The organism is Thiomonas sp. UBA7699, assembly GCF_002482605.1.
Lineage (GTDB): Bacteria > Pseudomonadota > Gammaproteobacteria > Burkholderiales > Burkholderiaceae_C > Thiomonas > Thiomonas arsenitoxydans.
This window is the reverse complement of record NZ_DLGH01000021.1, coordinates 120,909-142,022: the sequence shown is the minus strand read 5'-3', so window position 1 is coordinate 142,022 and position 21,114 is coordinate 120,909. Positions and strand designations below refer to the sequence as shown.

General features: G+C 62.3%; 18 protein-coding genes and 1 riboswitch. Of the genes, 17 read left to right on the top strand and 1 reads right to left on the bottom strand.

Going from position 1 to position 21,114, the window contains the following annotated elements:
* The first annotated feature begins 9 nt into the window (after positions 1 to 9).
* The 10 genes from pstS (B3H47_RS09895) to phoR all read left to right on the top strand — a co-directional run bounded on the left by pstS (B3H47_RS09895) (position 10) and on the right by phoR (position 10,040).
* Positions 10 to 1,092, top strand: coding sequence for a phosphate ABC transporter substrate-binding protein PstS (gene pstS, locus B3H47_RS09895; protein WP_286986876.1), 1,083 nt, complete (start codon positions 10 to 12; stop codon positions 1,090 to 1,092).
* Between the two features lie 83 nt (positions 1,093 to 1,175).
* Positions 1,176 to 2,132: a phosphate ABC transporter permease subunit PstC gene (gene pstC, locus B3H47_RS09890; RefSeq protein WP_286986875.1), complete on the top strand. Its 957-nt coding sequence runs from the start codon at positions 1,176 to 1,178 to the stop codon at positions 2,130 to 2,132.
* A complete protein-coding gene (pstA, locus tag B3H47_RS09885; protein ID WP_286986874.1) occupies positions 2,125 to 2,979 on the top strand; it encodes a phosphate ABC transporter permease PstA in 855 nt (284 codons plus the stop codon). Before pstC (B3H47_RS09890) ends, pstA (B3H47_RS09885) begins: the two co-directional genes overlap by 8 nt.
* Before the next feature lie 147 nt (positions 2,980 to 3,126).
* Positions 3,127 to 4,158 (top strand): phosphate ABC transporter substrate-binding protein PstS, encoded by a 1,032-nt coding sequence (gene pstS, locus B3H47_RS09880; protein ID WP_286986873.1) that lies wholly within the window; start codon positions 3,127 to 3,129, stop codon positions 4,156 to 4,158.
* A 126-nt stretch (positions 4,159 to 4,284) separates the two neighbouring features.
* Complete coding sequence (gene pstC / locus B3H47_RS09875) at positions 4,285 to 5,268, top strand: phosphate ABC transporter permease subunit PstC (protein WP_286986872.1); 984 nt, start codon at positions 4,285 to 4,287, stop codon at positions 5,266 to 5,268.
* Entirely contained in the window at positions 5,265 to 6,143 is an 879-nt protein-coding gene (pstA, locus tag B3H47_RS09870) for a phosphate ABC transporter permease PstA (RefSeq protein WP_286986871.1), read from the top strand. Before pstC (B3H47_RS09875) ends, pstA (B3H47_RS09870) begins: the two co-directional genes overlap by 4 nt.
* A 10-nt stretch (positions 6,144 to 6,153) precedes the next feature.
* Complete coding sequence (pstB, locus tag B3H47_RS09865; RefSeq protein ID WP_286986870.1) at positions 6,154 to 6,936, top strand: phosphate ABC transporter ATP-binding protein PstB; 783 nt, start codon at positions 6,154 to 6,156, stop codon at positions 6,934 to 6,936.
* A 99-nt stretch (positions 6,937 to 7,035) separates the two neighbouring features.
* On the top strand, positions 7,036 to 7,755 hold the full coding sequence (gene phoU, locus B3H47_RS09860) for a phosphate signaling complex protein PhoU (RefSeq protein WP_013106099.1): 720 nt from the start codon (positions 7,036 to 7,038) through the stop codon (positions 7,753 to 7,755).
* A 37-nt stretch (positions 7,756 to 7,792) separates the two neighbouring features.
* Positions 7,793 to 8,521 (top strand): phosphate regulon transcriptional regulator PhoB, encoded by a 729-nt coding sequence (gene phoB, locus B3H47_RS09855; protein WP_172979069.1) that lies wholly within the window; start codon positions 7,793 to 7,795, stop codon positions 8,519 to 8,521.
* Positions 8,522 to 8,663: 142 nt separating this feature from the next.
* Positions 8,664 to 10,040 carry a phosphate regulon sensor histidine kinase PhoR gene (gene phoR / locus B3H47_RS09850; protein WP_286986869.1) on the top strand — a complete coding sequence of 459 codons (1,377 nt, stop codon included), beginning with the start codon at positions 8,664 to 8,666 and terminating at the stop codon, positions 10,038 to 10,040.
* Between the two features lie 8 nt (positions 10,041 to 10,048).
* On the opposite strand, the gene ppk1 is transcribed toward phoR, so the two are convergent.
* Entirely contained in the window at positions 10,049 to 12,139 is a 2,091-nt protein-coding gene (ppk1, locus tag B3H47_RS09845) for a polyphosphate kinase 1 (RefSeq protein WP_286986868.1), read from the bottom strand.
* Between the two features lie 134 nt (positions 12,140 to 12,273).
* On the opposite strand from ppk1, the gene B3H47_RS09840 reads away from it, so the two are divergent.
* The 7 genes from B3H47_RS09840 (at position 12,274) to B3H47_RS09810 (ending at position 21,106) form a co-directional block, all read left to right on the top strand.
* Positions 12,274 to 13,809 (top strand): Ppx/GppA phosphatase family protein, encoded by a 1,536-nt coding sequence (locus B3H47_RS09840; RefSeq protein WP_286986867.1) that lies wholly within the window; start codon positions 12,274 to 12,276, stop codon positions 13,807 to 13,809.
* Between the two features lie 74 nt (positions 13,810 to 13,883).
* Entirely contained in the window at positions 13,884 to 14,501 is a 618-nt protein-coding gene (locus tag B3H47_RS09835; RefSeq protein ID WP_286986866.1) for a histidine phosphatase family protein, read from the top strand.
* Complete coding sequence (locus B3H47_RS09830; protein WP_286986865.1) at positions 14,498 to 14,878, top strand: HIT family protein; 381 nt, start codon at positions 14,498 to 14,500, stop codon at positions 14,876 to 14,878. Before B3H47_RS09835 ends, B3H47_RS09830 begins: the two co-directional genes overlap by 4 nt.
* A gap of 71 nt (positions 14,879 to 14,949) precedes the next feature.
* A riboswitch (Fluoride riboswitch) is annotated at positions 14,950 to 15,027 on the top strand.
* Between the two features lie 222 nt (positions 15,028 to 15,249).
* A complete protein-coding gene (locus B3H47_RS09825) occupies positions 15,250 to 16,611 on the top strand; it encodes a class I SAM-dependent methyltransferase (protein WP_286986864.1) in 1,362 nt (453 codons plus the stop codon).
* A gap of 69 nt (positions 16,612 to 16,680) precedes the next feature.
* Complete coding sequence (eno, locus tag B3H47_RS09820; RefSeq protein WP_286986863.1) at positions 16,681 to 17,970, top strand: phosphopyruvate hydratase; 1,290 nt, start codon at positions 16,681 to 16,683, stop codon at positions 17,968 to 17,970.
* Positions 17,971 to 17,978: 8 nt separating this feature from the next.
* Positions 17,979 to 19,595, top strand: a complete 1,617-nt coding sequence (locus tag B3H47_RS09815) for a MutS-related protein (RefSeq protein ID WP_286986862.1) — start codon at positions 17,979 to 17,981, stop codon at positions 19,593 to 19,595.
* A complete protein-coding gene (locus B3H47_RS09810) occupies positions 19,592 to 21,106 on the top strand; it encodes a MutS-related protein (protein WP_286986861.1) in 1,515 nt (504 codons plus the stop codon). Before B3H47_RS09815 ends, B3H47_RS09810 begins: the two co-directional genes overlap by 4 nt.
* The last annotated feature ends 8 nt before the right edge of the window (positions 21,107 to 21,114 follow it).

Genomic DNA, 21,114 nt, shown 5'->3' with positions numbered 1-21,114 from the left:
GAGAAAACAATGTCCTTGAATCTGTCTCGCCGTACCCAGCTCAAAGCCGGTCTGGCGGTTGCTGGTCTGACCCTCGCTTCTGGCCTTTTCGTCGTGCCCGCGCAAGCCGCTCAGGTCACTCTGCTGGAAACCGGCTCTACGCTGCTGTACCCACTGTTCAACATCTGGGTGCCCGATTACACCAAAATGCACTCAGAGGTGAAGATCACCACCCAGGGTACCGGCAGCGGCACCGGCATCGCAGAGGCGATCTCTGGCGTGGCGCAGATCGGCGCTTCCGACGCCTATATGGCCGACGCACAGATCAAGCAGAACCCCAACATCCTAAACATCCCGCTGGCGATTTCGGCCCAGACCATCAACTACAACATTCCCGGTCTGAACAACAAACACCTCAAGCTCGACGGCCCCGTACTGGCCGGCATTTACGACGGCAGCATCAAGAACTGGGATGACCCGGCCATCAAGGCGCTCAACCCCGGCGTCAAGCTGCCCAACCACACCATCGTGCCGATTCACCGCACCGATGGCAGCGGCGACACTTTCATTTTCAGCCAGTACCTGTCGTTCTCCACCCCCAAGTGGAATGACAGCGTGGGCTTTGGTACCTCGATCTCCTGGCCTGCCGTGCAGGGCGGTGTGGGCGCCAACGGCAATCCCGGCATGGTGGAGGCTTCCCAGAAGACGCCGTACTCGGTGGCTTACATTGGCGTGAGTTTCCACAAGGAAATTGCCAAGGCGGGTCTGGGCACAGCGATGATCAAGAACAAGGCGGGCCATTTCCTGCTGCCCACGGCCAAGACCGTCGGCGCAGCCGCATCGGGTCTGATCGCCAAGACCCCGGCGGACGAGCGCATCAGCCTGGTGTTCTCTGAAGGTGCGGATTCCTATCCCATCATCAACTACGAGTACGCCATCGTCAATTCCAAGCAGGCCAATCCAGAAACCGCCAAGGCCATCCGCGAGTTTCTCGGCTGGGCGGTAGAAAGCAAGGGCGGCAATGCGGCCAAGTATCTGGATCAGGTGCGCTTCATCGCGTTGCCGACTCGGATCCAAGAGCTGAGCAAGGCCCAGATCGCCAAGATTCAGTAAGCGGTTGGCGTGTTGCGGCATCCGGTCTGCCTGATCAGGGCAGACCGGATGTCTGTTTTGGTGCTGTTTTGAATCGACTTGCCATGCGCGTCTTTCGTCCCGGATTGCTTGCTGTCTCGACTCTGATTCCTCTGGCCCTGCTGGCGGTATTGGTATTTCTCACCACTTACTCCTGGCCGGCGATCCAGTTCAACGGACTGCATTTCCTGACGACCGAGACCTGGAATCTGGGCAATCTGTATTCCAATCCTGTCAAACGCGACGGCTACGAGGTGGCCGTCGGGGCCACCTATGGCATCTGGGTGTTTATCGTGGGCACCCTGGCAAGTTCGGCCATTGCCTTGATTCTGGCCGTGCCCGTGGGCATTGGCGTCGCCCTGTTTCTGAATGACTATGCGCCGCAGAAATTGCGCGGCGCCTTCGCTCAGGTCGTGGAGCTGCTGGCCATGGTGCCCAGTGTGGTCTATGGCTTGTGGGGTTTGGAAATCCTGGCCCCTCTGGTGCTCACGCACATTGCGCCGTTTCTGGAGAGAGTGCTGGGTTTCATTCCCTTTTTCTCCGGCGCAGCGACCAGCGGCTATGGGTTGCTGACCGCAGGGCTGGTGTTGGCCATCATGGTGCTGCCTGTGATCACCAGCACGCTGGTAGAGGCGCTCAAGCGTGTGCCCAATGAGCTGCGCGAGGCGAGCTTCGGCCTGGGCGCCACCCGGGCAGAGGTGCTGCTCAAAATTCTGTTGCCCGCCGTGCGCGTGCCCCTGATCGGTGCGGTCATTCTGGCGCTCGGCCGTGCTCTGGGTGAAACCATGGCGGTGCTCATGGTCAGCGGCGGTGCCTTGAACTATCTGCCCGACACGATTTACAGCCCCATCACCAGCATGGCGGCTTTCATCGCTTCTCAACTCGACAGTGCTTTGCAAGATCCCAGCGGCATGGCCGTGCGCTCGCTGGCGGAAATTGCCCTGGTGCTGCTCATCATCGCGGTCATCGTCAATGTCATCGCTCGCCTCCTCACCAGCCGGATCCACATCCATCGTGTTTGAACGTGCCCGTCGACTGCAACGTCGGCGCAGTTTGTTCAACGTGTTCTTTGCTGCGCTCTGCGTGGCGGCGTTCGCCATCGTGGTCGTGCCGCTGTTCGACATTCTGTGGATGACCTTGGTCAAAGGCGGGGCGGCGCTTTCGCCTGCGCTGTTTACGCAGGTGACCAACGGCATCAGTGGCGGTCTGCTCAATGCCATCGAGGGCACCTTGGTGCTCAGCGGGGGTGCATTGTTGTTTGCCGCTCCCATCGGCGTGCTGTCTGGAATCTATTTGAGCGAATACGGTAACGGGCGCTGGGCGTACATCGTGCGATTTCTGGCCGACGTGCTCACGGGCGTGCCGTCCATCGTGCTGGGTTATTTCGCCTACGTCACGTTGGTGGTCGGCCTGGGCTGGCAGTTCTCGGCGCTGGCGGGCGCCATCACTTTGGCCATCATGATCATGCCCTACATCGCACGGTTCACCGAACTGGCCATGCGGCAGAATCCCACCAGCCTGCGCGAAGCCGCTTATGCCTTGGGCTGCAAGGAGCATCAGGTCGTGCTGCGCGTGTTGCTGCCCGCCGCGCGTTCGGGGGTGATCACCGGAGTGCTGTTTGCCCTGGCCATCTCTGTGGGTGAAACCGCACCACTGATCTACACCGCAGGATGGTCCAACTATCTGTGGAACGGCCATCTGACGCAGGAGCCGATCGGCTACCTCACCTATGTGATCTGGAGTTTCATCAATCAGCCTTTCGCTTCGGCGCATGCGCTGGCGTATGCCGCGGCGTTCCTGGTGGTGACGATGGTGTTGGCCATCAATCTGGTGGCAAGGGCGTTCCTGACGTCAAAGCGGCCCATCTGATCCCGCGGCTTGGGGTCGATCTGCTCACCTGCGTGACTGACACGAAAATGTCATATTCGTGTCCTAAAGTGACAGCAACCGTCATAAAGGCGCGTTGCTTCAATCACTTCTGCATTACTTTTTGCCTCACCTCAGGGAGCTAACTCAATGAAAATCATCGTCAAAAGCCTGCTGGCTTCGGCCCTTCTGGCTGCCACCTACAGTGCCAACGCGCTGGAAATTTCGGGCGCAGGCGCCACGTTTCCCCAACCCGTCTATGAAAAATGGGCTTATGAATTCAACAAGGCCGGCATGGGCAAGGTGAACTATCAAGGCGTGGGCTCGGGTGCCGGCATCAAGCAGATCAATGCCAAGACCGTTGACTTCGGCGCATCCGACATGCCGCTGACCGATGAAGAACTGGCCAAGGGCGGTCTGATTCAGTTCCCGACCGTGATGGGCGGCGTGGTGCCCGTGGTCAACATTGCTGGCTTGAAGTCCAACGAGATGAAGCTCAGCGGCGCGCTGCTGGCCGACATCTACATGGGCAAGATCACCAAGTGGAACGATCCGGCCATCGCCAAGCTCAATCCCGGCGTGAAGTTGCCTGACGCGCAGATCGCTGTCGTGCGCCGCGCCGATGCTTCCGGCACCACCTTCATTTTCTCCAACTACCTGTCCAAGACCAACACCGAGTGGGCTGAGAAGTACAAATTCGGCACCACGGTCAACTGGCCGGTCGGCACGGGCGGCAAGGGCAATCCGGGCGTGGCGGGCTTTGTGAGCCAACTGCCCAATTCCGTCGGGTATGTGGAGTACGCCTACGCCAAGCAGAATCCCAAACTCGTCGTGGTGGATCTGATCAACAAGGCGGGTAAGGTTGTCAAGCCCTCGATCGACGCCTTCAAGGCCGCGGCTGCTGGTGCTGACTGGTCCAAGACGTTTTACCAAGTGCTAACTGACCAGCCGGGCGACGCCTCCTGGCCGATCACTAACGCCACCTACATCCTGGTGCACAAGACCGCTGACAAGCCGGAGAAAACTGCCGACGTGTTCAAGTTCTTCCAGTGGGCCTACAAGGATGGCGATAAATACGCCGAGGCGCTCGACTACATCCCCATGCCCGAGCAGGTGAAGACTGCCATCTACAAAGAGTGGACGAATGTGAAGTCCGCTAGCGGCCAGCCGGTCTGGAAGTAATTCGGCGAGTAGCAAATCCCTCGCGGTGATCACCGCGGGATGTCACAGGCCCGGGCGGAGTGTTTTGCCCGGGCCGGTTTGATCGAAGGATTTACAGTCATGGCCGCAGGCTATCCCGCAACCCCAATGAACGCAAGCTCCAAAGTAGCTCTCGGCGAGCCCGGTGCAGGCCAGAAGCGCACGCACAGCCCGATCGGCGATGTGCTGTTTTCCGGTATGGCGCGCGCTGCTGCCATCATCACCCTGGCGACCCTGGCGGGCATCATCGTGTCGCTGTTCATCGGCGCATGGCCGGCCATCAAGGCGACTGGTTTCGGTTTTTTCACCAGTTCTACCTGGAACCCGACGGACGAGCAGTACGGCGGGTTCTCCATGATTTACGGCACGCTGATCACCTCGCTCATTGCCCTGCTGATCGCGGTGCCCGTGAGTTTCGGCATCGCCCTGTTCCTCACAGAACTGTCTCCCATCTGGCTGCGTCGGCCTCTGGCTACGGCTATTGAGTTGCTGGCGGCCATACCCTCCATCGTTTACGGTATGTGGGGGTTGTTGGTGTTTGCGCCTTTGTTGGCCAACTATGTGCAGGCGCCTCTACAGAATCTGTTGGGTGGCGTGCCCGGCGTCGGTTTCCTGTTTCAGGGGGCGCCGGTCGGTATCGGTCTGCTGTCGGCGGGCATCATTCTGGCCATCATGATCATTCCCTTCATTGCCTCGGTGATGAAGGATGTATTCGAAATCACGCCGCCCATGCTCAAGGAATCGGCCTACGGCATCGGCTGCACCACCTGGGAAGTCGTGCGCAACGTGGTGCTGCCCTACACCAAAGCCGGTGTGATCGGCGGCATCATGCTCGGTCTGGGGCGCGCCCTGGGCGAGACCATGGCGGTGACCTTCATCGTGGGCAATACCAGCGCGTTCAGCTCGTCGCTGTTCGCCCCAGCCAATACCATCACCTCGGTGCTGGCCAATGAGTTTGCCGAGGCGGGGCCGCTGCATCAGTCTGCCCTGTTCTATTTGGGGCTGGTGCTGTTCTTCATCACTTTTGTCGTGCTGGCGCTGTCCAAGCTGCTGCTGGCTCAACTTGCCAAGGGCGAAGGAACCCGCACATGAGCGCCACTACTTTGCCTCAAACCCCCAGAAGCGACTTTCGCCAGCGTTTTTTCGGTCGTCGCAAGATGACCAATATCGTGGTGCTTACGCTTTCGTTGGCAGCGATGGCGTTCGGCATGATATGGCTGCTCTGGATCCTGTACTCGGTGCTGCAACTCGGCATCGGCGGTCTGAGTCTGGCGACCTTCACCGAGATGACCCCGCCGCCTATGACCGACGGCGGTTTGCTCAACGCCATCTATGGCTCGGTGGCGATGACGCTTGTCGGCACCCTGCTGGGTACGCCGCTGGGCATCATGGCGGGGGTGTACCTGTCGGAATACGGCGCCAACGGCTGGCTGGCCAAGGTGACGCGTTTCATCAACGACATTCTGCTGGCGGCGCCGTCCATCATCATTGGTCTGTTCGTCTATGCCCTGATCGTGGCCAACACCAAGACATTTTCGGGTTGGGCGGGGTCGATCGCTCTGGCGCTGCTGGTGGTGCCCGTGGTGGTGCGCACGACCGAGGACATGCTGCGCCTCGTGCCGGGTTCGCTGCGCGAGGCCGCTTATGCCTTGGGCACGCCGAAGTGGAAGGTGATTTCCGCCGTCATTCTGCGTGCGGCGCGCGCCGGGGTGCTGACCGGCATCATGCTGGCCGTGGCACGCATCACGGGCGAAACCGCGCCGCTGCTGTTCACCGCGCTCAACAACCAGTTCTTCAATGCCGGTTTGTCACAGCCGATGGCCAACCTGCCGGTCACCATCTACAACTATGCGATGAGTCCTTACAGCAACTGGCAGAGTCTGGCCTGGGCTGGCGTGTTGATCATCACCTTCGGTGTGCTTGTCATTAACGTGACCGCACGCATTCTGATTCGTCAAAAACATTGAGAGCCACATCATGAGCGCTGTCGCCGAAACCCTTCAGTCCCCGGCTTGCATGACGGTCAAAAATCTTGATTTCTATTACGGGAAATACAAGGCGATCAAGAACGTCAATATGGAAATCGCCAAGAACAAGGTGACGGCCTTCATCGGCCCGTCCGGTTGCGGCAAGTCCACGCTGCTGCGCATTTTCAACCGCATGTTCGAGTTGTATCCCGAGCAGCGCGCCGAGGGCGAAATCTTGCTCGACGGGCAGAACATCCTCACCTCCAAGGAAGATGTGTCGCTGGTGCGCGCCAAGATCGGCATGGTGTTCCAGAAGCCCACGCCTTTCCCGATGTCGATCTACGACAACATCGCCTTCGGCATCAAGCTGTACGAAAAACTGCCCAAATCCGAACTCGATGACCGGGTGGAGTGGGCGCTGACCAAGACTGCGCTGTGGGGCGAAGTGAAGGACAAGCTGCAGCAAAGCGGCATGAGCCTCTCCGGCGGTCAGCAGCAGCGCCTGTGCATCGCGCGTGGCGTGGCGATCAAGCCGGAGGTGCTGCTGCTCGACGAGCCGACCTCCGCGCTCGACCCCATCTCCACGGCCAAGGTGGAGGAACTGGTGATCGAACTCAAGCGCGACTACACGGTGGCCATCGTGACCCACAATATGCAGCAGGCCGCTCGGGTTTCCGATTTCACCGCGTATATGTATCTTGGCGAGCTCATCGAGTTTGGCGAGACCAATCAAATCTTCCTCAAGCCGAAGAAGCAGGAAACCGAGGACTACATCACCGGTCGCTTCGGTTGATTGATTCGGTTGAATTCTTTTGCTGATTGTTGATGAGCTTCACGCCACTCGCCGTTGCCCAGCGTCTGGCATCACATTTTGTTTACCGGGACCCGCACCATGGATGACAAACCCCATCTGTCGACACAGTTCGACGCTGAAATCAACGCTGTATCCACCCGTGTGCTTGAAATGGGCGGGCAGGTTGAATCGCAACTGGCGCAGGCCATCTATTCCCTGCGCCACCTCGATGTCGAGGCCGCGCGCACCGTGCTTCAGGTCGAGAAGCGGGTGAACCAGATGGAGGTGGATATTGACGCCGACATCACGCAAATCATCGCCAAGCGCCAGCCCACGGCGCGTGATCTGCGTTTGCTGGTGGCCATCTCCAAGGCCATCGCCAATCTGGAACGCGCCGGTGACGAGGCGGCCCGCATCGCCCGCATGGCGCGCGACATTGTCGAATCGGGCACGCCCATGACCATCGGCATCAGCGATCTGCAGCATGCATCTGATCTCGCCATCGAGCAAATGCGCAAATCGCTCGACGCCTTCGCGCGTCTTGACGAGAAGGCGGCGGTTGACATCGTCGAATCCGACTTCCGTATCGACGAGGAGTTTGATGGCTTCACCCGCAAGGTCATCACCTATGTGATGGAAGACCCGCGCGCCATTTCCACCATGCTCGATCTGATGTTCGTGGCCAAGGCCATCGAGCGCATAGGCGACCATGCCAAGAACATCGCCGAGTTGGTGATCTATATCGTGCGCGGCACCGATGTGCGGCACAACAAGGAAGCCTTCCGCGAAGTGGCGGGCTCGCTTGGATCCGCGCTTTGATTCAGCGTTTTGTTCTGAAAAGCACCCTGCCATGAGTCTGTCGAGCAATATTCTGATCGTCGAAGACGAGCCCGCCATCGCCGAATTGCTGGCGATGAATTTGCAGCATGCCGGCCATTGCCCCATTCGCGCTGGCAGTGCCGAAGAGGCGCTGCGGGTCATTCGCGACGTGTTGCCCGATGTGCTGTTGATCGACTGGATGCTGCCGGGCATGTCGGGCGTGGCGCTGGCGCGGGCCTTGCGCACCGATGCGCGCACCAAGGCCATTCCCATCATTATGCTCACCGCCCGCAGCGAAGAGGGCGACAAAGTGCAAGGGCTCGACGCCGGGGCGGACGACTACATCACCAAGCCGTTCTCACCCAAGGAACTGCTGGCCCGCATTCGCGCCGTGCTGCGCCGTCGCGCGCCGCAGCTCACTGCCGAGCAGGTACAGATCGGCGGGTTGTCTGTCGATCCGTCCAGCCGGCGCGCCTTGTTCAAGAAGCCTGGAAGCGAGCCTCTGGAAATCCGGTTGGGGCCCACCGAGTTCAAGTTATTGCACTACCTCATGGCGCATCCCGAGCGAGTGCACAGCCGGGGTGCGCTGCTCGACAAGGTGTGGGGCGACCACGTGTTCATCGAAGAGCGCACGGTGGACGTGCACATCAAGCGTCTGCGCGAAGCGCTGTCTCCGGTGCAATGCGCCGAGATGGTGGAAACGGTGCGCGGAGCGGGCTATCGCTTTACCGCACAGTCGCGCTCACCGCAGGTCTCGGCTGCCTGAGATAGCCACACTCAGGTTCCCCACTGAGGTAGCCCGCCCAGGTCGCCGCTTGATGCCGCCCGGCCGAAACGGGCTTCGTCTGCTTTACAGTGTGATTCGATACAAGTACGACACCTGAGCGCAGCCTTTCGCTCATTTCCCCATGATCTCTGTCGCCTGGCGCATCTCCCTTATTCTGCTGCTGGTTCTGGTGGCCGCAGGGGTTGGGGCTTTGATCGACGGGCGCTCTGGCGCCATGGTGGCGGCGCTGCTGGTGCTCATCGGCGCGGTGGCGCGTGATTCCATCGCGCTGTCGCGATTGATCCGCTGGCTCAAGGCGCCCGAAGTGACACCGGTGCCCAATGGCTCTGGCGCCTGGGCCGAAGTGTTTTACCGGGCATCGCGTCAATTGCGGCTGTGGACGGGGCGTCTGGGCTACGAGGAGTCCAAGCTGCACCGCTTCATCGAGGCGCTGCAGGTCTCGCCCAACGGGGTGATTCTGCTCGATGAAAACAACCAGATCGACTGGTGCAACGCCACTGCGGCGCAGCACTTCGGTCTGGACGCGCAGCGCGATCTTCGCCAACATGCGGTGCACCTGATTCGCACCCCCGAGTTTGTCGCCTATCTCCAGGCGGCGCACTTTCACGAGCCCTTGCACATGCACCGCGCAGGTTCTCGGTCGCAGTTCACGCTGAGCGTGCAGGTCTTTCCTTATGGCGATCAGCAGAAACTGCTGCTGTCGCAAGACATCACGCAGCTCGAGCGCACCGAGTCGATGCGGCGCGATTTCGTGGCCAATGTGTCGCATGAGATCAAAACCCCGCTGACCGTGCTGGGGGGGTTCGTCGAAACCATGCGCGACATGCCGCTCGACGAAACCCAGCGCCTGCGCGTGCTCGACATGATGCAGACCCAGTCCGACCGCATGCGGCATCTGGTGGACGACCTGCTTGCGCTGGCGCGGCTGGAGGGCGATCCCTATCCTCCGACCGAAATGGTCATCGACATGCCGTCGATGATGACGCAGTACCAGAACGAGGCGCTGGCGCTGTCGGGCGGAAGGCATCAGATCAAGATGGAAGCGCGCACCGATCTGTGGGTGCGCGGTAGCCCGCAAGAGCTGCATTCCGCGCTCTCCAATCTGGTCAGCAACGCGGTGCGCTACACCCCGGACGGCGGCACCATCAGCCTGGCATGGGACGCCGTTTTGATCGACGGCCAGCCTCGCTACGCAGAATTCAGCGTGAGCGACACCGGCATCGGCATTGCCGCGGAGCATATTCCGAGGCTGACCGAGCGCTTCTACCGTGTCGATCGTGGACGTTCGCGCGAGTCTGGCGGTACCGGGCTGGGGCTGGCGATCGCCAAGCATGTGCTGGTGCGGCATCAGGCCGAACTGCTGGTGCACAGCACCCCCGGCAAGGGCAGCCGGTTTGTGGTGCGCTTCCCGGCCGCCCGGCTGGCCCCCGCAGGCACACCCTCTGCAGGACGTGCCGCGGAGGTTTCACCTAAAGACGGCGCGCTCAAGGCTGCCTGAAACACCGTCTAATTTTTGCGTTCCAACCGCGAGTGCATCAGCACCTGATGGCAGCTCAGGCGGCTGCGTGAGCCGCGCGGACGGTGGTAATTGCCCTCGCTGTCCATCTCCCAGGCGTTGCCCGGGTGTTGCCACTGCATGCGTAGACCCTCGCGGATGACCTGCGCCTTGATCTTGTTGTCGAGCAAGGGCACGGCGATTTCGACCCGGCGAAGCAGATTGCGCTCCATCCAGTCGGCTGAGGAGATATAGACCTCGGCTTCGCCGCCGTTGTGGAAGTAGAACACCCGTGAATGTTCGAGAAAGCGGCCGATGGTCGAACGCACCCGAATGTTGTCGGACAAACCTTCTACGCCCGGGCGCAGCATGCAGGCGCCGCGCACCAGCAGTCGCACTTCCACACCCGCCTGTGAGGCGGCATAAAGCGCCTCGATCACTGTGGGTTCGAGCAGTGCGTTGATTCGCGCCCAGACGCGTGCGGGCTTGCCGCTGCGCGCATGGTCGGCCTCTCGTGCGATGGCGGCCAGCACATTGGCATGCAGGGTGAACGGGGCCTGCCACAGCCGCCTGAGTTCCTGCGCCTGGCTGGAGCCGGTGATTTGCAGAAACACGCGGCGCGCGTCTTCGCAGATTTCCGGGTTGGCCGTCATCAGGCCGAAGTCGGTGTAAAGCCGCGCGGTGCGGGCGTGATAGTTGCCAGTGCCCAGATGCGCGTACATGCGCAGCACCTTGCGGCCGGTGCCTTCGGCGGCTTCGCGGCGGACGATGAGCAGCATCTTGGCATGGCACTTGAAGCCGACCACGCCAAAGACCACATGCGCGCCCGCCGCCTCCAGCCGCGACGACCAGTTGATATTGGTTTCTTCGTCTAGCCGCGCCATCAATTCCAGCACCACGGTGACTTCCTTGCCATTACGCGCCGCTTCGATGAGGGCGTCCATCAGCTCGGAATTGCCGCCGGTGCGGTAAATGGTCTGCTTGATGGCGACCACGAACGGATCGCGCGCGGCCGTCCTCACCAGATCGACCACGGGAGCGAAGGCATCGTAGGGATGGTGCAGCAGGATGTCGCGGGCCCGGATGCGATCGAAGATCTCGGTATCCACGCCGGGCCAGTCTCGCGGTAGGGCGGGCAGATAGGGGCTGAACAGCAGTTGCGGCTCGTTGACGTAGTCAAGAATTTCCTGCAGTCGCACCAAGTTCACCGGGCCGTCCACCCGGTAGCAGTCTTGCGGCACGATATTGTTTTCGCGCAGCAGGCGGTCGATGACGGCGTGCGGGCAATCGGCCGCCACTTCCAGCCGCACCGCATCGCCGAAGTGCCGGGCGCGTAGTTCGCCTTGCAGTGCGGCGCGCAGATTGGTGATGTCGTCGTCGTCGATGAACAGTTCGCTGTTGCGGGTGACGCGAAACTGATGCACGCCGAGCACTTCGAGTCCCGGAAACAGTTGCCCGGCAAACGCCTGCATGCACGACGACAGCAGCATGAACCCGTATCGCGCGTCGCACAGCTCCGGCGGCATGGGCACGACCCGGGGCAAGGTGCGCGGGGTTTGCACCACGCCCAGCTCGATATTGCGGCCGAAGGCGTCGGTGCCGCCGAGTTGCACGGCGAACACCAGGTTCTTGTTGATGACGCGGGGGAAGGGATGCGCCGGATCGAGGCCGATCGGCGTGAGCAAGGGCGAAACTTCGGTCTCGAAATAATGCTGCGCCCAGGCGCGCTGCGCATCGGTCCAGTCGGGCAGGCGGTACAGGCGGATGCCCTGCTTGTCGAGTGCCGGCAGCACGGCCTGTTGCAGCACGCGGTACTGGTCGGCAATCAGGGCGTGGGCGCGTTCGGAAATCTCGGTCAGGGCTTTGCTGACGAGCATGCCATCAGGCGTGCGTGAAGCCGGGTCGGCTTCCAGCATGTCTTGCAGGGTGGCGACGCGGGTTTCAAAAAACTCGTCCATATTGCTCGACACGATGCTGAGAAACCGCAACCGTTCGAGCAGGGGATTGGTGTCGTCGAGCGCCTGAAACAGCACACGGCGATTGAATTCGAGAGTGCCCAGCTCACGATTGAGCAGGCGAGGTGCGGTGGCGGGATGGGACATGAATGACTCTAGCGGAGAAGCGACTGGCATTTTGCCAGTGCCGGGAACAAACCGAGCGAGAATGACGGTTTAGCATGAAATCTTGATGACATTTTTCAAAAACCTGTCATCAAACCAACGTTCAATTGCTGCTTATGCCCAACCTGCTCAATCAACACCTTGCCGCCGTCGATCTTGGATCGAACAGTTTTCGCATGCTCATCGGACGGGCGCAGGACAGTGCGGCGGGGGTGCAGGTCTATGCCATCGACTCCTTGCGCGAGCCGGTGCGTCTGGCAGCGGGGCTGGACGACAAAAAGTATCTGTCGGAAGCCGCGCAGCAAATCGCGTTGCAAACCCTGCAGCGCTTCGGCGAGCGCCTGCGCCAGTTTCACCCGGACCGGGTGCGGGCCGTGGCCACCAACACGGTGCGCGTGGCCAAGAATGCGCCGCAGTTTCTGCAGCGCGCGCAGGCGGCACTGGGGTTTCCGATCGAGGTCATTGCCGGGCGGGAAGAGGCGCGGCTGGTCTATATCGGTGCGGCGCATTCGGTCTCGGTGGTGCAGGGCAAGCGCCTGGTGGTCGACATCGGCGGGGGCTCGACCGAGTTCATCATCGGCCAGGGCTATGAGCCAGGGATGATGGAGTCGCTCTACATCGGCTGCGTGTCGATGAGCCAGCGCTTTTTTCCGGGCAATCAAGTGGACGAGACCACCATGCGCGCGGCCGAGATTGCGGCGCGCAAGGAGATTCAGATCATCGCCGCCGACTTCAAGCGCAATGGCTGGAACCATGCGGTGGGTTCCAGCGGTACGGCGCGCGCCCTGGCCGACATGATCGGCGGCAGTGGCTTCAACCCGCCCGACCAGCCGGGCGACATCACCTTGCAAGGGCTGCGCGAACTGCGTCGCACCTTCGTGCGGGCGGGCAATCTCAACAAGCTGCGCATGGAGGGGCTCAAACCCGACCGCGTGCCGGTGGCGGCCGGGGGGCTAGCCATCATGCTCGGCGTCTTCGAGGAACTGGGCATACAGTCGATGGAAGTGACGGATGCCGCGCTGCGCCTTGGTGTGCTCTACGACCTGCTCGGGCGCGAGCAGTCGCAAGACATGCGCGAAGTCACCGCCCTGCAGTTCACGCAGCGCTACGGTGCCGATGCCCAACAGGCGCGACGGGTCGCGGAACTGGCCCTGCGGCTCTATTCGCAGTTGCGCCCCAACGCCACCGAAGCCGATCAGCGCCTGCTGCGCTGGGCCGCTCAGTTGCACGAAATCGGCCTGTCGATTTCGCACAGCGCTTATCACAAGCATTCGGCTTATATCGCGGCCAACGCCGATATGCCGGGTTTCTCGCGCGGCGAGCAGGCGGCGCTGGCGCAACTGGTGTTGACTCACACCGGCAAACTGAAAAAACTCAGCGCCACTGATCTTGAAAACATTGATCTCGACGCCGTCCTGGCGCTGCGTCTGGCGGTCATTCTGGCGCGCAACCGCACCACGGTTGACATCGATGGACTGCATCTGCGTTACCAACCGGCTGGAGTGAAGCTTTCCGGCCTGCGGCCGCCGCTCGATATCGTCGCCCCGGAGCCCTGGCTCAAAGGCAATCCGCTGACCGAATACAGCCTGCGGCAAGAGGCCGCCGAGTGGACGCGGCTGAACTGGAACGTCGCGTTACAAAGTCCTTCTTGATCGCGCCATACCTGCCGCGTAATGTTTGAGCACAAGCCGCAAAAGCGGTACTGAGCTACAAACTGGAGCTGACGATGCAGATCATCCTCACACGGCATGGTGAAGTTGAAGGCATTCATCCCGAGCGTTTTCGCGGGCGTATGGAACTGGAGTTGACCGCACTGGGTCGCCAGCAGGCCAAGGCGGTGGCGCAGCGCATTGCGGCCGAGTTTTCCCCGCAGGCGGTTTACACCAGCCCGATGGGACGCTGCCGCGAAACCGGCGCCGACATTGCCGCAGCCTGCGGCCTGAGCGCGCAGGTGCTCGAAGGGGTGAACGATCTCGACTACGGCCAGTGGCAGTGGAAGACGCACGAGGAGGTGAAGGCAGCGCATCCGCAGACCTACGCCTTATGGAAAAGCGCGCCGCAGTGGGTGCGCTTTCCCGGCGGCGAGTCGCTGCAGGACTTGGCGCTGCGCACTGCCGACGGCCTGAGGGCGTTGCTCCCGCGCCATGCCGAGCACACCGTGGTGCTGGTCGGGCACGACAGCGTCAACCGCGCGCTGCTGCTGCACGCGCTCGATCTGCCGCTATCGGGCTACTGGCGCATCACGCAAAAGCCTTGCTGCCTCAATCTTTTCAGCGTGGATGCACAAGGCAAGGTCGCGCTGCAACTCGTCAACGACACCACGCATCTGCGAGGCTTGGCATGAAATCCGGCGGCGATTCGCAGTGCCCGTTCTGCCAGGACATGCCCTGGGTGCTGCGCAACGAACTGGGCTTTGCGGTGTATGACCGCACGCCCGTCAACCCGGGGCATCTGCTGCTCATTCTCTTTCGCCATGTAGCCGACTGGTTCGACTGCACCCCGCAGGAACATCAGGCGCTGCTCGAACTAGCTGCTCAAGGCCGCGCTCTGCTGCTGCGCGAGCACCGGCCGGATGGTTTCAATCTGGGCGTGAATTGCGGTCGCGCGGCCGGGCAGAGCATTTTCCATGTGCATCTGCACCTCATCCCGCGTTACGACGGCGACATGGACGAGCCGCTGGGCGGTGTACGCGGCGTGATTCCGGCGCGGCAGAAGTATTGAGCGATTGCATTTCGAAGCAACCTTGAGCGCCCCGGACATTGACCCTGCGCATTTCATGGCCTAAATTCAAATCAACAAACGGCGATGGAGTTCGCCGTGCAATTGCCTCAATAGGGGTTTCGCCCCAGGCTGATGACTCCTACCCATGTTCCGGTTGACCCGCTGCCCGTGCAGCGGGCGCCGCCTTCAGGGAGGAGTTGCGGATGTTTACATCCCCATTGATCAGGAGTGTCTTGCCGCAGGCGCAAGACGGGGCTTCAGCCCAGCGCCCTCGGTCCGCGCAAAAACAACTCATGCTTCCGCTTTGTTCGCAGCGCCTGTGTCTGCTGGGGCGTCGGTTCGTGCTTGCCAACATCTGAAAGGAGTTCCGTATGTCTTCGATCTCATCCTCTCTTCTTGGCCGGGTTGACGCGCGCCTGTCCCATCTTCCGCTGCCCTGCAGTGTGGTGCTGCCGGGCGGGCAGCGCGTGGGCCCGAGCAATGCGCAAATCGAAATGCGCCTGCGCGACAAACGCGCGCTATGGCACATCACCACCGGGCAGATCGGCAAACTGGCTGAAGATTATGTCGAGGGGATGGTGGACATTCTGGGCAATCTGCGCGACCTCATGCGCATCGCTCCGGTGCTGCTCGACGACGACCCGCGCAACGAGCCTTCGGCCGCCACCGCGCGGATGTGGCACGGCTTGCGCCGCACCCTGTGGGAGCACAGCCACCACAGCCGCGAAAAAGACGCCGCACAGATTCAGAGCCATTACGACGTGTCCGACGATTTTTATGCCCTGTGGCTCGACCCGCGCCGGGTATATTCCTGCGCCTACTTTGCCGAGCCGTCGATGACCCTGGCGCAGGCGCAGGAAGCTAAGCTCGATCACATCTGCACCAAGCTCATGCTCAAGCCGGGCGAGCACTTCATCGACATCGGCGCAGGGTGGGGCGGGCTGCTGTTGTGGGCCGCCGAGCACTACGGCGTGGACGCGACCGGCATCACCCTGTCGAAGAATCAGTACAACCATGTGAACCGGCTGATCGTCGAAAAAGGCTTGCAGGGACGAGTGCGCATGTTGCTGCAGGACTACCGCGATGTGGACGAATCGCAGCCCTTCGACAAGGTGGCTTCAGTGGGCATGTGCGAACACGTTGGCCGCCCGAATCTGCCGCTGTATTTCAGCAAAATCCGCCGCCTGCTCAAGCCGGGCGGGCTGGTGATGAATCACGGCATCACCGCCGGCGGGGTGGACAACAGCCAGCTCGCCGGCGGCATGGGCGACTTCATCGAGAAATACATCTTCCCCGGCGGGCAGCTCGTGCATGTCAGCGTAATGGCCGAGACCATGACGCGCGGCGGCCTGGAGCCGCTTGACCTGGAGTGTCTGCGGCCGCATTACGCCAAAACGCTGTGGTACTGGGTCGATGCGCTCGAAGGCCATCTCGACGAAGCTCGCCGCGTGCTGGGCGAGCATGCGGAGAAGACCTTGCGCGCTTACCGGCTGTACCTCGCGGGATCGGCCATGGGCTTTGAGCAGGGGTGGATTTCGCTGTTCCAGATTCTTGGAAGCCGTCCGGATGGCGTGGTGGAAGACCGCATCGACTGCGACCGCCTGCTGCGGGCCCGGCAGTCCGAGTATCCGTTCAACCGTAGCTACCAGTATGCGGGCAAGGCAAGCGCAGGCTCGGCAGTCGCGGAGAAGCCGCAAGTCGTTGCGGCGCCGGTCGAAGCGCAGACGGCGTAGTTGCGCGTCATTTTGCGAGTGCGGCGGCGCGGTTTCGCGCCACCGATGTCCACCCTTCAGGGAGAGGCCATGCCTGCTTCAGACGCTCTTATTTCTTCGATTCACGCGCAGGAAATTCTCGATTCCCGCGGCACGCCGACCGTCAAGGCCACGATCACCCTGCAGTCGGGGGCGCGCGCCTCGGCGGCGGTGCCTTCGGGGGCTTCCACCGGCAGCAACGAGGCGGTGGAACTGCGCGACGGCGACCCGACGCGCTATTTCGGCAAGGGGGTGCGCAAGGTGATTGCCCATATCGAGGGCGAAATCGCCGAGGCGCTCAAAGGGCGCGACGCGTGCGATCAGGCCGCGATCGACGCGGCGCTCATCGCGCTCGACGGCACGCCCAACAAGGCGCGTCTGGGCGCCAATGCACTGCTGGCGGTGAGCATGGCCGCCGCCCGCGCCGCCGCGCTGGTGCGCGGTGAGCCGCTGCATCGCAGCTTGTGCGACAAGCCGTCGAGCCTGCTGCCCATGCCCATGTTCAACGTGCTCAATGGCGGCCTGCACGCACCGGGCAGCAGCCTGGATTTTCAGGAGTTCATGCTCGTGCCGATGGGGGCGCCGAGTTTCAGTGAGGCCGTGCGCTATGCCGCCGAGACCTATCACGCCATCAAGGAGTTGCTGATCGCGCAAGGACATTCCACCGCGGTGGGCGACGAGGGCGGCTTCGCGCCCAAGCTGATGGGCGGCAATCAGGCGGCCTGCGAGCTGATGGTTCGCGGCATGGAGCGCGCGGGCTATCGGCCGGGAGAAGATCTCGCCATTGCGCTCGACCCGGCCTCGATCTCGTTCTATAAAAATGGCCGCTACCACCTGAGCCGCAGCGGCAATCAGGTGCTCGATAGTCAGGAGATGGTCGAGCTGTATCAAGGTTGGCTCAACGTCTTTCCGATTGTCTCGATCGAAGACGGCCATGCCGAGGACGATTGGACCGGCTTTGCTGCGATGACGCGTCAACTCGGCGGTCAGATTCAGATCGTCGGCGACGACAACTTCGTCACCAATACCCGCATCATCCAGCGCGGCATCGACGAAGGTACGGCCAATGCCTCGCTCATCAAGCTCAATCAGATCGGCACGGTGAGCGAGACCATCGCCGCGGTGCGCCTGTGCCAGAAAGTGGGCTGGGGCTCGGTGATGTCGCACCGCAGCGGCGAGACCGAAGACGCCTTCCTGTCCGACTTTGCCGTGGCCGTGGGCGCGGGGCAGATGAAGTCGGGCGCAACGGCGCGCAGCGAGCGGCTGGCCAAGTACAACCGGTTGATGGAGATCGAAGCCGAGCTGGGTGATCGGGCCGAATTCGTCAACCCCTACCGTTGAGGCCCGGTATGACGGGCACGTCGGGGTTTCACAGCATCGTCTATCCCTCCCCGGAGCAGGAGGCCGCGCAGTCTCGCCCCGATCTTCGTGATGTGTTCCACGACTTGTTCTTAGAGGCGATTTTCATGGGGGCTTACGGCAGCTTTGCCCCGCGCGAAAAACCGTCGCTCTATGTGGTCCATCAGGGAGATGACGAAGCACCCTATCGCGCCGAGGTGCTGGCTTTGTTGCAGGCGCTGTTCGGCACGCCCTTGCATGAGCTGAGCGTGGTGCAGTACCGTCAGGCCGCGCTACGCGACCTGAAACAGGCGCCGCTGCTCAAGGGCATGCGCGCGTTTCAGCGCGGCATGCAAGAGTTGCGCACCTCGCTGCGTCGCGCAGAAAAAGCGGATTACGCCGCCGAGGGGCAGCGCTGGTTTGTGGACGCCGCGCTGGTTTACGGCCATGCGCTGCAAGCCCTGCATCAGACGCTGGTCGGCGCCGAGCTGCAGTCGCAGGCGCTGAAATCCTTGCGCCATCATGTGGCCGACTTGCTGACCTCGCCCGCGTACACCGAGCGCATGAAGGAAGCGCAGGCTTTGACCCAAGCGCTGGCGCAGGTGCGCTACGCCTTTCGCTTAGACGGCACCGCAGTCACCGTGCTGCAAGACCCGCAGGAGCCGGACTACAGCGCCACCATCGCCGATACCTTCGCGCGCTTTCGCCAGGGCGAGGTCAAAGACTACCGGGTGCAGTTCAACCCGGCCTCGCGGTTGAACCATGTGGAAGGGCAGATCCTCGACCGTGTCGCCCTGCTGCACCCGGAGGTGTTCGAGCGGCTGGCGCAGTTTCGCAGCGCGCAGGAAGGTTTTGCCGAGGCCCGCATCGTGCGGCTGGACCGCGAGCTGGCCTGGTATCTGTCCTGGATCGATTACACCCAGCGCTTCGAGCGCGCCGGACTACCGCTGTGTTTTCCCACCCTCAAGCTCGAACAGGGCCATATCGACGCCCGCGAGGCCTACGACATGGCGCTGGCCTGGCAATGCCTGGATGCGCAAAAACCGGTGGTGTGCAACGACATGGCGCTGCAGGGTGACGAACGCATGATGGTGGTCACGGGCCCCAACCACGGCGGCAAGACCACGTTGGCGCGCACCTTCGGCCAGTTGCACCACATCGCCTCGCTGGGTTTGACCGTGGCCGCGCGCAGCGCCAGCTTGTTGCTGCCCGACCAGATGTTCACTCACTTCGAGCGGGTCGAAGACATCAACAATCAGCGCGGCAAACTGCAGGATGATTTGGTGCGCATGCACCGCATTCTGGCTGCGGCCACGCCGCACAGCCTGGTGCTGATGAACGAGATCTTTTCGTCCACCACGCTCGAGGACGCAATTTGGCTGGCGCGGCGCGTCATGGCGCGGCTCGCGGCCATTGGCGCGGCCTGCGTGTTCGTCACCTTTCTCGACGAGCTCTCCACCTTTGATGCGCACACCGTGAGCATGGTCGGCACGGTCGATGCCCAAGACCCGACCCTGCGCACCTTCAAAGTGGTGCGGCGCGCCGCCGACGGCAAGTCTTACGCGCTGGCGCTGGCGCAGAAATTCGGCGTCACCCGGCAACAACTGCTTGAGCGTATTTCCCCGTGAAAGCCCATCTGCTGTTTCCCGACCGCGACTTCGATCCCAAGGCCGATCCGCCGCTGCAATGGCCCGAGCTGGCGCAAGACCTGGAGGTCGATACCCTGCTGGGCGCCATGGCCGAGGGTGACGCTTTTTTGCTCGACGTGGTGGCGCGCACCCTTATGGCCGCCAGCGGCGCGGGAGATGCCCGCGTCATCGCCTACCGGCAAGCGGCATTGCAGGATGCGCTCGACCACCCCGAACAGGTGAGGGCGCTCTACGCGCTGGTGGTCGAAGCCATCGACAGCCGCAAGAAGCATCTGTTCGGCCTGGGGCTGTTCGGGCGTTATCCCAGTTTCAACCTGCGTGGCGCGGTCGAACTGCTGCAGACCTTTGTGCAATACCTGCGCCGCCTGCGTCAGCAGGCCGACGCGCTGAGCGGCAGCTTCCGCTCCGACGCCTTCGGCACGCTGTTCGAAAGCCTCAAGCGCGACATCAGCGATGACTATTTCGACACGGTGCAGGAGCATCTGGAGACGCTTCGATTCCGGCATGGCGTGCTGCTCAGCTCGGGCCTTGGCCCAGGCAATGCGGGCAGCGGCTATGTGCTGCATGCAGGCAATGGCAGCCGTCCCGGCTGGCTGGCGCGGCTGCTGCACCAGGCCCCGCCGCAATACACCTTCCGCTTGGCCGAGCGCGACGAGGCGGGCGCGCAGGCGCTGTCTGAACTGGTCGATCGCGGCATCAACGACGTGGCCAACGCCATGGCGCAGGCCACCGATCATGTGCTGAGTTTCTTTGAGCTGCTGCGCGCCGAACTGGGCTTTTACGTCGCCTGCCTCAATCTGCAACAGCGGTTGGCGGCGCTGGACGTGCCGTTATGCATCCCTACGTTCAAGCCGATCGGCGCCTTGCAATTGCGCACGCAGGCGCTGCGCGACCCCACTCTGGCACTCACCCTGCAACGCGCCCCAGTGGGCAATACGCTCGATGCAAACGGCAAGAACCTGATCGCCGTGACCGGGGCGAACCAGGGCGGCAAGTCCACCTTTTTGCGCTCCGTCGGGCTGGCCCAGCTCATGCTGCAGGCCGGTCTGTTCGTCGCGGCCGAATCGTATGACGGCGAGCTGGCCAGCGGTCTGTTCAGCCACTACAAGCGCGAGGAGGACGCTGGCATGCAGGGCGGCAAGCTCGACGAAGAGCTCGACCGCATGAGCGTGATGGCCGATCAGATTCGCCCCGGCGCGCTCTGGCTGTCGAACGAGTCGTTTGCCTCGACCAACGAACGCGAAGGCTCCGAACTGCTGCTGCAGACGGTCGATGCGCTGCGTCAGCGCGGCATCAAGGTGGCGCTGGTCACGCACCTGTTCGACGCTGCAAGGCGGCTGCAAGGCCAGAACGCCGATCAGGTGCTGATGCTGCGCGCGCAGCGCCGCGACGATGGCAGCCGCAGCTTCCGGCTCGAAGCGGGTGAGGCGCTACAGACCAGTTTCGGCGCCGATCTTTACGCCGAAGTCTTCGGGCCGGATGAATCCTGACCGTCCTG

What these genes read in the sequence shown, in the direction of transcription:
- pstS (WP_286986876.1), top strand. Translation starts at nt 10, where the DNA reads ATGTCCTTGAATCTGTCTCGCCGTACCCAGCTCAAAGCCGGTCTGGCG.
- pstC (WP_286986875.1), top strand. Translation starts at nt 1,176, where the DNA reads ATGCGCGTCTTTCGTCCCGGATTGCTTGCTGTCTCGACTCTGATTCCT.
- pstS (WP_286986873.1), top strand. Translation starts at nt 3,127, where the DNA reads ATGAAAATCATCGTCAAAAGCCTGCTGGCTTCGGCCCTTCTGGCTGCC.
- pstC (WP_286986872.1), top strand. Translation starts at nt 4,285, where the DNA reads ATGAACGCAAGCTCCAAAGTAGCTCTCGGCGAGCCCGGTGCAGGCCAG.
- pstA (WP_286986871.1), top strand. Translation starts at nt 5,265, where the DNA reads ATGAGCGCCACTACTTTGCCTCAAACCCCCAGAAGCGACTTTCGCCAG.
- pstB (WP_286986870.1), top strand. Translation starts at nt 6,154, where the DNA reads ATGAGCGCTGTCGCCGAAACCCTTCAGTCCCCGGCTTGCATGACGGTC.
- phoU (WP_013106099.1), top strand. Translation starts at nt 7,036, where the DNA reads ATGGATGACAAACCCCATCTGTCGACACAGTTCGACGCTGAAATCAAC.
- phoR (WP_286986869.1), top strand. Translation starts at nt 8,664, where the DNA reads ATGATCTCTGTCGCCTGGCGCATCTCCCTTATTCTGCTGCTGGTTCTG.
- ppk1 (WP_286986868.1), bottom strand. Translation starts at nt 12,139, where the DNA reads ATGTCCCATCCCGCCACCGCACCTCGCCTGCTCAATCGTGAGCTGGGC.
- B3H47_RS09840 (WP_286986867.1), top strand. Translation starts at nt 12,274, where the DNA reads ATGCCCAACCTGCTCAATCAACACCTTGCCGCCGTCGATCTTGGATCG.
- B3H47_RS09835 (WP_286986866.1), top strand. Translation starts at nt 13,884, where the DNA reads ATGCAGATCATCCTCACACGGCATGGTGAAGTTGAAGGCATTCATCCC.
- B3H47_RS09830 (WP_286986865.1), top strand. Translation starts at nt 14,498, where the DNA reads ATGAAATCCGGCGGCGATTCGCAGTGCCCGTTCTGCCAGGACATGCCC.
- B3H47_RS09825 (WP_286986864.1), top strand. Translation starts at nt 15,250, where the DNA reads ATGTCTTCGATCTCATCCTCTCTTCTTGGCCGGGTTGACGCGCGCCTG.
- eno (WP_286986863.1), top strand. Translation starts at nt 16,681, where the DNA reads ATGCCTGCTTCAGACGCTCTTATTTCTTCGATTCACGCGCAGGAAATT.
- B3H47_RS09815 (WP_286986862.1), top strand. Translation starts at nt 17,979, where the DNA reads ATGACGGGCACGTCGGGGTTTCACAGCATCGTCTATCCCTCCCCGGAG.